The following is a 12,992-nucleotide window of genomic DNA, read 5'->3' on the forward strand; positions in this document are numbered from 1 at the left end:
ATGCCCCTCCCGCCAAGCCCCGCCCGCACCGGACTCCCGAACGGCTACTCCGAGCGTAGAAGTCGTGCGTACGATCGCGTCGAGACGCTCGGCCTCAAACGTCGGTGGGTCGCCAGCCAGGTCGGGCGGAGCGTCCGTTGCGTGACGGAGGTGTTGCGTGGGACGGACACCGGGCAGCCGACGCTCGTGCGGATCGAGGTGCTCCTCCTCGGGATCGAGCGGGGCGAGGTCGAGGTGCCGCCGGAGGCCGTGGTCCAGATGAGGGTGGAGCGATGAGCCTGGCGTGGATGACCCGGGTGTGGGCGAGCGAACGCCCGAGGCGGAGCAGCCACCGGCTGCTGCTGCTCGCGCTGGCCGACAACGCGAACGACGAGGGCGTGTGCTGGCCGAGCGTGGCCACGCTCGGGCGGAAGTGCGCGACGGCCGACCGGCGGACGGTGCTCCGCCAGCTCGACTGGCTCGAGCGCGAGGGGTTCGTCGGGCGCGAGACGCGGCCGGGCCGGAGCACGGTGTACCACCTCGTGGGCGGGGCACTGGGGGGCGGGCCGGGCGCCACGGGTGACGGCGCGCCCACGGGTGGCGACTCGCCCACGGGTGACCGTGCGCCCACGGGGCAGGCGTCACCCACCCGTGGCGGTACGCCCACGGGGGGAGGGGTGGCGCTGCGCCCACAGGGGGGTGACGGTGCGCCCACGGGGGGTGTGGCACTGCGCCCACCCGAACCCACAGAGAACACCTCTCTGAACCCTCAGCAGCAGCAACATGCCGCGCGCGAGGCCGGCGGAGCCGTTCCACTCCGAGTGATCGTCGGCGATGCTGCTGCTGCGATGAGAAGTGAGGATGGGGAAGATGCTGTGTCGGCGCTGGTTCGGCGGGGCGTAGACCGGCCCGTTGCCGAGGAACTGGCGGCATCTCACGGGGCGGAGGCCGTGGGCCAGGCGGCGCGGCTGTACGACGAGCGGAGGCAGAGCCCGAAGCCGCCGCACGGGCCAGGATGGCTGGTCGCCGCACTCCGGCGGGGCTACGCAGGTGAGTCGGCCGAGGCCTCCCCCCTCCTCTCGCACGCCGAAATGGTCCGGTGGTGCGAGTCGAACGGGGGGATGGGGCGGATGTCCGAGTTCGAGGTCGTCCGCCAGCCCGATGGCGCCGCCCTGTTCCACCGTCCCGCTCGCTCCGTGCCCTCCTCCCCACCCGGCGCCGAGGCGCCGTCCATGTGATCCGATGAGAGCGATGACCCCGAACGTACAGAGTGGGAGCCTGGCGGCCGTCCAGGTCGTCACGCTGAGCCGGAGCGAGCTGGCCGAGCTCGTAGCCGAGGCCGCGGCGCGGGGCGCCCGCGAGGAGGCCGAGCGCCACGCGCGGAGCCTGGCGCGGCTGGCCGAGCGGCTGGAGGCGGCGGCGACGCGGGCGGGCCTGAAGGACTGGCTGACGACGGACGAGGCGGCGGCCTACGCCGGGCTCACGGGGCGACGGCGGTCCGAGACGGTCCAGCGGTGGATCGGCGGGGGCTTGTCGGACCGGGGGCCGCTCCCGGCGACGCGGACGAGCCGGGGCTGGCGGGTGAGGCGCGCGGACCTGGAATCGTGGCTGGCCGACGGTGAGGCGGCACCGAGCGACGGGGACGACTGATGAGCGGAACGGCAGAACGCGGCGCGCGGTGGACGACGGCGGGGGCCGGCGAGCGGCCCGTCGTGTGGAGCTACGGGGGCGGGACGCAGTCGGCGGCGATCGCTGTCCTCGTGCTCCGAGGCGAGCTGCCGCGGCCGGAGCGGATCGTCATGGCCGACACGTCGCGCGAGGCGTCGGCGACGTGGGCGTACCTCGATGAGGTCGTCGGGCCAGCGCTGGCGGAGGTCGGCCTCGTGGTCGAGGTCGCCCCCCACAGCCTCGCGACGAAGGACCTCCATTCGGCCGACGGGAAGCCGCTGATGCCGGTGTACACGCGCCGGCCAGGCGACGACGGGCGTGGACCGGTAGGCCAGATGCGCAACTTCTGCTCGGGCGAGTGGAAGCGGGAGGTCGTCCGGCGCTACGTCCGCCAGTTGGGCTACGGGCCGGCAGGGCGGAGCGAGCGGGGGCCTGTCGTCAACTGGCTCGGGATCAGCCGCGACGAGGTGAACCGGCTCTCGGGCGACCGGGTGCAATGGATGACGACGCGATGGCCGCTCATCTTCGACCGGCCGACAACGCGGGCGGAGTGTGTCCGGCTCGTCGAGGAGCACGGGTGGCCGCGCCCTCCGAAGTCGTCGTGCTGGTGCTGCCCGTTCCGTGGGGACCGCCAGTGGCGGCAGCTCCGGGACGAGTGGCCGGAGGACTGGGCGCGGGCAGTTGCGCTCGAAGAGGAGCTCAGGGAGTGGGACCCCGGGGTCTTCCTCCACCGGAGCGGCGTGCCGCTGGCGGAGGTGCAACTCGGCGACGGCGAGACGGATGAGGCGGGGCTCCCGTGCCAGTCGGGGTTTTGTTTTGTGTGATGGGGCTATCCGCCCTCGCCCTCGTCGAGGAGCTTGCGGAACCCCTCGATCCCAACGACGCGGAGCGGCGGGAAGTCGAGGTCGCGGACGGGGTCGAAATGGCGGTCTTCCGAGACGACGGTCGCCCCGGCCGCGAGGGCGCAGTCGGCGAACTTGTCGTCGTCGGGGTCAGCGGTAACGAGCCGCCAGCGGTACCGGACGCGGACCCACTCGACCGACGGGACGCCGTCGAGGAACGAGGTGAGGACGTCGCCCGCGGCGCGGCCCATGCGGTCGGCGACGACCTCCTCGTACTCGAGCGCGATCCCGGTCGTGACGCAGAGCGTGGCTCGACCCTCGGCGACCGCCCGGAGCGCCCAGTGATAAGGGGACCGGGTGGAGAGCGAGACGAGGAGGACGTTGGTGTCGAGGACGACGCGGACCGGGCTCACGAGTCGGCGCCGGCGTCGTCCGTGGAGCTGCGCCGATCGTGGGCGTGGAGCATCCGCTCGGCGTCCTCGTCGGTCCACCCGTTGGCGTCCCAGACCCGGTCTGCCTCGGCCGTGAGCCGGCGGTAGAGGACCTCGGCGATGGCCCGGCGGATCTCGTCGAGCGTGTCCTCGGGAAGGTCGTGGCGCAGGAGCGAGAGGATCTCGCGCTGGGCAGGAGAGAGCGTTGCGGGCATAGGAGTCTCGCTGAGCATTGGTCCGGTTCTACAACGTAGGGACTGAAGCGCTCCGCGTTCCGGCGTCCGCGTTGAGCCGGCTGCTACGCACGCCGCCGCTTCTCACGTTCAGAATCCTGAACCTACCGAGTTCGGAGCTCCGGCGTACAGGATCGGGCAGCTTTCGTTGGGACGGCACCGGGACTCCGGAGTCCCGGTGCCTCGCATCCTCTAACGGATGACGGTGACTCGGACGGGTGCTACGCCGGGAGCGCCAACGGAGTAAACCCCGGCTGGTAAAGCTCCGAAGTCGAGGTCCCATGGTCCGCACTCCGGCTCCGACGTTCGAGCGACGAGACGCCCTGTCACCGTCCAGACGTGGAGGGTAGGCGAGGGTGTCGGGCACGGACCAGTGATTCGGACCTGCCCGGACGTCGGATTGGGATACACAGAGAGCCGTTGGACAGAAGGGTCTGGCTCAGACGAAACGGAGCCACCGACGACGACTGTACCGTCTTCGACAGCGACCTCCGGAGACCCCTCGTTCGCTCGGAAGTACGGCAGGCTGAGCGAGCTCGCCCCCACCCCTACACCCTCCAGCGTCAGCGAGAACAGCGGACCGTCGCTGGCGAGGGGCGTCGCGCTGGCGGCCGACACGACGAAACGGCCTGGTGACGTCGAGTTGACGACGACGGTCCACCCCTCCGACGCCGTGCCCGCTAACGAGACGCCGACGAACTCGGCCACGCTCGGGTCGACGGCGAACCGAGCTTCGTAGGCCAAGACCGGGGCGGTCCCAGTTCCTGTGATCGTGACGGCGGCGGTTGCGGTCTCCGCGACGCCGATAGAAAACGTGGGAACGTTGACCTGTATGGGCTGCGCACGGGCAGCCGAGGCGACCACGAGCCCGAGGGCGAAGATGATTGTTCGGTGTGTCATCAGATTCGGGGGCGGGAGCACCCGGAGGTGCCCCCGCCATTGGTTAGGAGGGGACGCGATCTAGCGGATGATGGTGAACCGGTGGGAGAACCGGTCGCCGGATGGCGCCGTGACGACGGCGACATAGACGCCAGGCGCGAGCCCGGCGAGGTCGACAGTGACCTCGCGCCGACCGCCCGCAGGAAGGTCCCGCAGGGCGTCTGCCACGACTCGGCCCAGAGCATCGACGACGACGACCCTGACCTGACCGACCTCTGCCTCGACCGGAACGTCGACCGACATGGAGACGGACGAGGTCGTGGGGTTCGGCCTGGGGGGACTCACGGCCCACTCGGAGACATCGGGACCGACCGCCAGCGGCCGCAGCGCGGAGGCCTGTCCCTCGTCGAAGGCGACGTCTGCTACGAGGTCGGCCCCATCTGCGGGCACTTCGATCACGAGCGGCACGCCGGCATCGGCGGGGCCTGCCGTAGCCAAGTGCCCCTCGGCGTTGTAGGCGACCGCCCACCCCGTGGGGACGTCGACCACGGTGCCGGAGGCGAGGGCGGCCCCAGATAGGGAGACCGAGCGGGTGCCCGCCGGGATGTCAACAGCGACACGGACTCGGCCGGCGAGTCGCTCGACGATGCGCCACGACGCGCCCATGGACCGGGCCGCACTCGTGGTAGCCGAGTTCGCTCCCGACGAGCACATGAGCGTCCCCGAGATCCCCGACACGCTTTGGAGTACCAGGGAGGCGTCGTAGGACGTGATCTGACCGTTCCCGCTCGCGTCGGCACCGCACGCGCTGAACGTGTCGTAGGGGAGTCCAACTTCGTGCCTGAGGATGAGCGCCGCGTCGTAGGCACTAACGCTGGAGTCGCCGGACGCGTCGCCGCACACGCAGGCCGAGACCGAAACCGAGCCGTCCTGCGTCGAGACGGCCGGGGTCCCCTCATTGAAGACGGCGGACTCGAACGTCACCGGACTCGTCCCGTCGCCGACGGCTTGGCCCGTCAGGATGACGAGGACGCCGTCGGTCGAGAACGGAGACGCACTGGCGGCCGACACGGAGATCCGCCCCGTCGTCGGGTTGGCGCTGACGTTGAAGCCGTCGGCCAGCGTACCGTTGACAGAGACGCCGTCGACCTCGACGACGGTCGGATCGTAGCCGACGACCATCGAGAACGAGATCACGTCGGTGCCAAGCCCGCTCACGTTGACCGGGAGTTCGAACGACGTGCCCGAACCGACCGAAGTGGTCGGAGCTGAGACGACGACGCCCCCCCCCGACGCTGACCCGACGCCGGAGAGCGCGACGATGATGTCGGACCCGGCGTTGGATGAGACCACGGCGCTGCACGACGCGGCCCCAGCTCCGGAGGGCTCGAACCGGACGGTCACGTCCCTGCTCGCACCGGCCGACACGGAGAACGAACCGGACCCGGCGAGCGCGAACGCCGGGCAGTCGACATCGACGTCGACGGCCAGCGCGGCGGTCCCCGTGTTCGACACAGTGAGCGAACGCGTGGCGCTGGCGCCGACGCTGACGGTCCCGAACGAGACCGAGGTCGGCTGGACGTCGATCCCCGCGCTCCCGGACGACGTCACGGTGACGGCGACCGGGCCGAAGAGGTTGTTCGTCTCGACCGTCTCGGCGACGCGGCCCGAGCCTGGCGAGTCCTCGTCGTAGTCGGCGTAGACGAAGAGTTGGTACGTGCCGGGGCTCACGTCCGGGACGTTTTCGTCTTCGTCTCGGTCCGAGGTCCAGCCCGCTGGGGCATGGACGTTCTCCTGGATGGAGTCGCACCCGACGTACACATCGGAATCCGCGTTGAACGAGGCGTCCGTCGAGAGCCAGAAGCAGCTCTTGTAGGAGCTGCCACTCACGTGGCCCATGACACGCTCGTTGCCCGCGTTCTGGATCGTGTACTCGATGGTGGCTTCCGTTCCGGCCTCGACCGAGCCGCCGCCGTACGACGCCGAAAGGATCCGGAGGTCGGGGCCGTCGCCGCCGGGGTTGCCAGTCCCACTCCCCGAGACGGTGAACGCGATCGGCACGGTCACGACCGGCTCGTCGGGGTCGTTCGACTGGATCTCAATTTCCCCGTCGTACGTCCCGTCGCCGAGACCGTTCGCGTCGAGGTTCACCCCGATCATCTGGGACGAGCCGGGCTGGAGCGTCCCCCCGGTCACGTCGATGGCAAGCCAGTCGCCGCCCCCGCCACCGTTCAGACCGAGCGCTTGGTCAACGCGGAGACGTCGACGGGTCAGACCGTTCCGAGGGTCGGTGATCGGGTCGCCAGTCGTGACGATACGGGTGCGGGCCTGGTCGCCCGTGACTCCCTGCTGACGGAGCGAGGCGGCGGCGCCCGTCACGTGGGGAGCGGACATCGAGGTTCCTGTCTTCGAGTCCGTCCCCCCTCCTGGAACGGCGGCCACGATCCGCCGTCCCGGAGCCCACAGGTCGACGAGGTCGCCCGAGTTCGTGAACGTCACACCAACCTCGTCGTCCTTGTCCGTCCCGCCTACGGCGACGATCGGGCTCATGCACGCCGGGTAGCCGATACCGTTGGTGTATTCCTCATTGCCGGCGGAAGAGATGACGAGCACGCCCGCGTTGGCAAGCCGGAGGGCCTCGATGTAGATGGGGTCTCCCGCATCGTCGCAGGCCACCGCGTTCTCGGTCTTGTTCCCCAGGGAGAGGTTGACGGCAGCCAAATTGTATTGGCTCCGGTTCTGGTACGCCCAGGCCATCCCCTCGGCGATGTCCGTCGTCATCGCCTTCGCGCAAGGAGCCGCACCGTCGCACTCGTCGGGGTCCTGCTGGAGATGGAAGACGTTGGCCGCGAGGATCGTGGCCCGAGGTGCAACGCCGTACGTACCGGCCGCAATGGCAGCGACGTGACTGCCGTGCGAAGTCAGCGGCTCGGCCGCCCCCGCTCCGTACTCCTCGACGCCCCCGCCGGGGCACCCCGTGGTCCGGGACCCGGAGTCGATCGAGAAGCACGCCTCGCGAACGACCCCGCCCTGGTTGAAGTGCGGATGGAAGCGGTCGACGCCTGTATCAATGATGGCGACCGACGTGCCGTCGCCGTCGAACCCGGCGGCCTGCGCCACGTCGGCCCCCACGAGGGGAATCGAATCGTCCAGGAGCGAGCGCGGGACGTCGTAGGTCGGGAGCGCGTGCGCGATCAGGGCCCGGTCTTCGCGGATTGAGACCACACGGGGGTCGCTCGCGAGCCACTCGAGCGCGCCCGCGTCGACGCGCATCGAGACGAACGGGAGGTCAGTCGACACGCGGCGAACGGACTCGGCGCCGGCCGCCAGCGCGGCGGAGGTGAACTCGGCCACCCGTTCGGACACGGCTGAGACTTGCGCGCTCCTCTCCGCCTCCGCCAGCGGCGTCAGCTTGACCGGAAAATCGGTCTGGATACGGACGATGACGTCGACAGGATCGGAAGGCCGTCGAGCCACTTCAGTCGTGAGCGAGGCGGGGACCCGGACGGGGACTGGGACCTCTTGAAGCGTGACCGCGAGGGCCAGTCTCGCGTCGACCCTCGCATTGGCCGTCGAGCCGACAGCCCCCGTCACTGAGAAGCTCAAGGGCTCGTCGCCGTCGTTCTCGATCTCGAGTTCACGGTAGACGGTATCTCCTGGCTCGGCCGTAGCCTCGATGGAGGACGGGGTCACATCGATGTCCGGCTCCCCGCTCCCGGAGTCGCTCTCGAAGTCGATCTCGAAGACCACGAAGTCGATGTAGCCAGTGTCGTACGCCGCGTAGTCATAGGCGTCGAGGTACCAGGTCCCGTTGACCGGGCGGCCGTTGTAGACACTGGTCGAGCGGACGTCCTCGATGTCGTCGTCGGTGTCGCCATCGGCGTCCCAGCCGCCGTCGTCGGCGCCGCCGAGGCGGTCCCAGAAACGGAACGTGACGCCGTCGTTCCAGACCTCCAGAACGAGGTCGCCCGGGTACGTGTGGACTATCCTCGTCCCGACGCGGACCTCCGTGACGGTCGCGCCCTCGGGGGCATCGCTGATCGTGACGTCGGAGTACGCCCAACCCGGTCCGTCGGAGTAGTCCGGGATCGAGACGTCGTTGCCGTTGGCACCACTTACGGTCTCCGCAGCGGACGAACGAGCGAGAGAAGCAGAGCCGACCTCGACCCGGACGGAGTGCGGGACGATCTCGTGCCCCAGGGACTTGGCAAGCGAGAGCGCCTCGGCTGTTAGGTAGGTCTGTCCATCGACGGTAGTAGAGAAGTGCCCCTCGCCGGCCAACGCCATCAACGCGGCGGGCTCTGCGGTGACCGAGAAACTCGTCTGAGGAGACGGGCTCCGTTGAGCCATCGCGGTAGAGTTGAGGGCAGCACCGAGCAGAGCTGACCAGATAGCAAGTCGAAACATTTTGATAGTGGTTTGGACGGTTGCCCGTCGTTCACCCCTACCTCAGCGCGCCGAGTGCGGCTGGAGGACGGGGCCACCCCTATCCCTGAGAAGGCCTGGTCACTTTGCGCCGTTCTCTATTTCTTAACAGAACGCCCCGTCTCTCAGACGCCCAGCACCGCGCTCACGCCCTCAATCAGTCTCGCATCCGCCTCTTCAGTCGGCTGGGGCTTCAGCCTGCTGAGGTCCCATTTGCTGAGCTTCATCAAAACAACCCGCGTCGGGATCTCACGGATCGCCTCTTCTGCGGAGACTCCACAGAGCACGGCCGAACCGATCGCTTTGGCTGCAAGGACCGTCCGGTTTGGGTGGGCCGCTGATGCTGCCACATACCTACGGAGCGCCTCGACGTCCGACTTCTCAGCGTCCCCCAACCATTCCAAGTAGCTGGGATGGGCCGGGGACAGGTCATTCTCATACCTGGACAGGCCATACAGCTCTTGTACCCAATCGAGCTCTTCTGCCTCTGTCGTTCCTCTGGCCAAGTCAGCAAGTAGGTACCTGCGAGAGCCGACATATAGCCTGACGTCGTCACGTTCCGACCCCGCCCACGCATGGGCGTAGTGCTCATCGGCTGCCCGGACTGCTCGTTCTCCTTCCCAGCGAACGCTCGCGCGTTCGAGGTCGCCTGCGACCACGGAGCTGTACACGTCAAAAGAGAATGAGGGACCGTCCATAATCTCGTGGGCAACACGGCGCGCCCTCCGAACCTGACGGACGCTCAAAAGCAACCGCACCAACTCCCACGACGGAGGCCACTTCTGCTCTAGCGTACGCCCAAGAAGACGTTGTGTCTTTACTCTCTTGTCTCCTCGCTGTCGGACGGACGCTCGAAGCAGCAGGCGGACTACGTCGTGACGGAATTCGGCGTCCACAGCATCACCCATCACTGCCCCTCGGGCGACTGCGCCGATGGAGTAGGGGTCATACGCTATTGTGCATGCTACCAGGAGCGCCGCCTGCTCGTTCTCCGGAAGAGATCTCCACTCGAACGACACAATGCGCCGAGCCCACGGTGAGATGTAGTACCTCGTGGAAGCCCGAACGAGGACCTGCAACTCCTCCAGCCGCTGTACGATGTCGATCGGTGCGCCCCAGTCGGGTGGACACCGCCACAACGCTCCGATTGCCATCTCCTGAGTAAACCCGCCGTAGAAGGGGCTGAGTCGGACCAGGGCTTCCAGGTCGGCTGGGGGGATGCCCATGCCAGGACCCGCTTCCATCTCAGGCGCGGCGGCATCGACGAACACAATTCGGGTCCTCCCCAAGATCGAGGTTCCGGGTCGGCTGTAGAGACGTGGGGCGACCTCCGGAATCACGCTATGCAACGCATACGGATTCCAGCCATCGCGTGGTTCGGGAGACCATTCTCTGGTTGGCGCCTCGATTACCAGAACGTCCGGCGCCACAAACTCAGGCGCCTCGGGTGACGGAACGAAGGTGTTGAGGACGGAGGCGATCTCGGCCACCGCGCTTTGGGGTTGCGCATACAGGCGACGGAGCTCCTCTGGGGGCGCTCCACATGCCTCGTACACAAGCTCCCAGAAAGCCTCCCCCCGCTCTAAGCTGACAGGCGCTAAGACCGCCCACGAGAAGGAGGGGGGCATACGGAGGCCCATTCGCCCCCTGACAGTCGTGTTCAAGTAGTTGAGCGCCGCGACTGCGTGAACGGTCTTAACGCCCGTGCGACCACGGAGGTCGACGACCCGGTCTGATCCCTCGTATACAGCTTCGACAACCTCCCTCACCGGCTCTGATTCGGCCGGGGGAAGACTGGGGGCGTGAGGTGACTTGTCCTTATAACGGATGTGTGCCGCTCGGGCATCGGGGGCTCGGATGTACGAGAACTGACGATACGCGCCAGGTTGGACGAGATCAGAAACGGCTTGGACGTCACCCGGCTTTACCTGGTAGTCAATGGACCAGAGTTGACTTGCGCTTGTCCGGGGGTTGAATCGGTTGTATGCCCTGCTGAGAACGGCTCCCTGGAACATGTGAGTCTCTGACGCCAGGCGGAGTTTCTCGACCTCAGCCTCCGAGCCTATGAAGGCGTAGTTGCGCGGGGGGCCGTGAGTCCAGGGGGGCGGACGCGGCTGTTCCTCAGATTCATCGCTATCGACCCACGGATTGCGATCGTCGGCGCGCCGGACAGGCTCTAAGTGACTCCCAGGCTGCTCCGAACCGCCAGAAGGGGCATCGTTCCGGGTAGCGGCTGGTGGACCACCGTCGGCTTCGCTTGTCGGGTCCAGATCAGTACGGTCGTCACTGTCTAGTCGCGGACCGATTCGTCCGGACACTACGACGGAGGGCGTCTTGACGTATCCCCGAATGCGAGACAGCACGACCTGAGTGAAATGGACCTCAGCGCTCGCGTCGTACAGCTCTACCGGATCAACCCCAACTCCCGGGTTAGCAACGGCTTCTGATATCGTAGAGGCCAATCCAAAATCGAAGGTGACCCAGGCCCGGTCGACTTCTCCCCTGAACTCACCCGTACGGCCGTTCTTCGCTGCCCAAAGCTCCTTGGCTACCACGACACACTGCCTCATCCGAAGATTCCAGTCCTCTGTGGAGAGGTCACCACTGACGCCTACTACGGAGAAATGATCGTCAGGACGCACGTGCTCGGATCGCGTGATGTGTACCCCGATGGGGAGGGTCGAGGCTCTACGCCCACTCACGAGGAGGGGCCACGCGAAGAGGGAGTGACAAAGAGCGTTCTCGACTTGAGATCGACTGGCGTCTCCGACAGCGCCAACGATCTGAGAAGCGGCCTCCAGGCGTTCGACCGTCGGTGTCCACGGCTTCCTGATCTCGTCGAGGAGACTCTCGCGGTCGATTCCGGAATCGGGCCACCCGAACAGTTCGCGCTCCATCGCGACGACTACGCTTGGTCTCACAGCACGGTCGAGCACCGCGTTGGCCCACATCCGGGCGCGGTCGAAGACGGGGAGTTTCCTCCGCCCTGTCCGATCGGCGTCCACCGCCAGCAGGGAACGATAGGCCGCCCTAACCTTGTCGTGGAACTCCCCTCTAAGCTCGTCGCCAGCCCGCGGGAGGTGCTCGTGCCCCAGCAGACTTCTAATGCCGAGGACGACGTGAGGTGGCATCCCAGCTAATCCGGCCGGGTGCGCGTCGATCTCCCTCAGCCGGTTGATCAAGAACCCCCTGAGCGCCAGCACCCCCTCCTCGTCGTCCCTCGGGGACAGGGCCAGCAGCACGTGGGCTCCATGACCCGCCTCTAGCGCGCTCCGCCACCTTCCAAATGCGGGGGCAGAGCCAACCGACCGCAGAGCTAGGGCCGGCGGCATAGCGGATCAGGACGACTCTACAACGGAGTTGGGTGCGAGCACAAGCATGGGGCGCCCGTCCGAGTCCGCGACGATGCTCCCGCGTCCGTTGGCATCGACCAGCACGGGCCTCTCTCCATCCCCGGTGCCTGTCGTGGATTGCGAGGATGCTGCCATCCTGAATCTCCTGCTAGAGCCTCGCGGGGCCTCTTCCTCGCCCTGACGGTCCTGTGGGGGTGAGAGGTGGAGATCGACTACCTCGTCACCGAGAACCACACTCATCTCGCCTTTCGCTGCACGGACCGACTGGCGGACCTCTATCACGCCCGCAATCTCAATCTCAAACCTCTGCTCTCCACTCTCAAGCGAGGGCGAGGAGTAGACGGCGTAGGAGCGGGACCCGACAACCAACGCGCCTGCGGACGAGCGGTCCGAGCCCGTCACCCTCCGGCGGGCATTAGCGAGAGCGCTAGACAGCCAGTCCGGAGACGGGTCCCCTTTCGAAAGCTGTCCCGGAGTAGGAGGCAAGGTGGTAGACATGACGCAAGGCGACCAATGTAAGTGATGGTGACGAGAGGGTCAATCGGCCCCTAGAGTGCCCAACTCAACCGACAGCGCCTCCCGCAGCTCGTCTTCGACGTTCTTCACCCGGCGTCTGGCGTTCGTCACGTCATTGACGCGGACAGGCCGCCCCGATACTGCAGCCAAATGTTCCGCTACGGTCCTCCTGTTGACCTCGCCCGTCCCTGCTTGATACGCCAACATCTTCGAGGCCTCATCGTCGAGACCTACTCGGTCGCACGCCCGCTCGACGGCCGCTCGAAACAACTGATACAGTTCCTCAGAGTCTACCGGACCCTGCCCAGGCACCGAATGGATGTCATCTGACCATGGCCTCTCTCTGGCGAAGCTGGCTCTTTTAACCATGTTGGAATACTCCCTCACGCAAGCTCTGAGCAACAATAAGTGCATCTCTCTCATGACGCTCGTCAAGTCAATGGTTCCTAGCAGCAGCCACCCTCCCCCAACTGAACCATCGAGGACCTTCGAAAGCGCGCTCTGCAAAACGTCTTCTGAGTCAATGCGTGTATCTGTGTAGTCGATCCAGCGGATTCTGTTGGCAACGCTGGCCCTTAAGTCTTCCCAATCCCGGTCTCCCAGGAGTCTGACCGCATACTCAACAAGAAAGAGCCCCGTGGTCGGCTCTGCGTCCTGATTCGTCAT

General features: G+C 67.1%; 11 protein-coding genes. 4 read left to right on the plus strand and 7 right to left on the minus strand.

All coding sequences use genetic code 11. The features are described from left to right. Genes ACOOHE_RS00120 through ACOOHE_RS00135 form a run of 4 tightly spaced genes read left to right on the plus strand, consistent with a single transcriptional unit; the run spans nt 1 to nt 2,471 of the window. Nucleotides 1–276, plus strand: a complete 276-nt coding sequence (locus ACOOHE_RS00120) for a hypothetical protein (RefSeq protein WP_420455770.1) — start codon at nt 1–3, stop codon at nt 274–276. An 11-nt stretch (nt 277–287) separates the two neighbouring features. Further along, nucleotides 288–1,217, plus strand: a complete 930-nt coding sequence (locus ACOOHE_RS00125; RefSeq protein WP_420457640.1) for a helix-turn-helix domain-containing protein — start codon at nt 288–290, stop codon at nt 1,215–1,217. A gap of 13 nt (nt 1,218–1,230) precedes the next feature. Further along, complete coding sequence (locus ACOOHE_RS00130; RefSeq protein WP_420455771.1) at nt 1,231–1,629, plus strand: helix-turn-helix domain-containing protein; 399 nt, start codon at nt 1,231–1,233, stop codon at nt 1,627–1,629. Further along, nucleotides 1,629–2,471, plus strand: coding sequence for a hypothetical protein (locus ACOOHE_RS00135; RefSeq protein ID WP_420455772.1), 843 nt, complete (start codon nt 1,629–1,631; stop codon nt 2,469–2,471). The genes ACOOHE_RS00130 and ACOOHE_RS00135 overlap by 1 nt, the downstream gene beginning before the upstream one ends. Before the next feature lie 5 nt (nt 2,472–2,476). Here ACOOHE_RS00135 and ACOOHE_RS00140 read toward each other — a convergent pair whose 3' ends face one another. The 7 genes from ACOOHE_RS00140 to ACOOHE_RS00170 all read right to left on the minus strand — a co-directional run bounded on the left by ACOOHE_RS00140 (nt 2,477) and on the right by ACOOHE_RS00170 (nt 12,992). Next, entirely contained in the window at nt 2,477–2,902 is a 426-nt protein-coding gene (locus tag ACOOHE_RS00140; protein WP_420455773.1) for a PIN domain-containing protein, read from the minus strand. Then, a complete protein-coding gene (locus ACOOHE_RS00145; protein WP_420455774.1) occupies nt 2,899–3,135 on the minus strand; it encodes a hypothetical protein in 237 nt (78 codons plus the stop codon). The genes ACOOHE_RS00140 and ACOOHE_RS00145 overlap by 4 nt, the downstream gene beginning before the upstream one ends. Before the next feature lie 210 nt (nt 3,136–3,345). Next, nucleotides 3,346–4,053, minus strand: a complete 708-nt coding sequence (locus ACOOHE_RS00150; RefSeq protein ID WP_420455775.1) for a hypothetical protein — start codon at nt 4,051–4,053, stop codon at nt 3,346–3,348. A 60-nt stretch (nt 4,054–4,113) separates the two neighbouring features. Further along, a complete protein-coding gene (locus tag ACOOHE_RS00155) occupies nt 4,114–8,439 on the minus strand; it encodes a S8 family serine peptidase (protein ID WP_420455776.1) in 4,326 nt (1,441 codons plus the stop codon). A 143-nt stretch (nt 8,440–8,582) separates the two neighbouring features. Beyond that, nucleotides 8,583–11,699 (minus strand): hypothetical protein, encoded by a 3,117-nt coding sequence (locus tag ACOOHE_RS00160; protein ID WP_420455777.1) that lies wholly within the window; start codon nt 11,697–11,699, stop codon nt 8,583–8,585. 96 nt (nt 11,700–11,795) lie between these two features. Next, on the minus strand, nt 11,796–12,212 hold the full coding sequence (locus ACOOHE_RS00165; RefSeq protein WP_420455778.1) for a hypothetical protein: 417 nt from the start codon (nt 12,210–12,212) through the stop codon (nt 11,796–11,798). A gap of 135 nt (nt 12,213–12,347) precedes the next feature. After that, on the minus strand, nt 12,348–12,992 hold the full coding sequence (locus ACOOHE_RS00170; RefSeq protein ID WP_420455779.1) for a hypothetical protein: 645 nt from the start codon (nt 12,990–12,992) through the stop codon (nt 12,348–12,350).

Source organism: Rubrivirga sp. (assembly GCF_965213695.1).
Lineage (GTDB): Bacteria > Bacteroidota > Rhodothermia > Rhodothermales > Rubricoccaceae > Rubrivirga.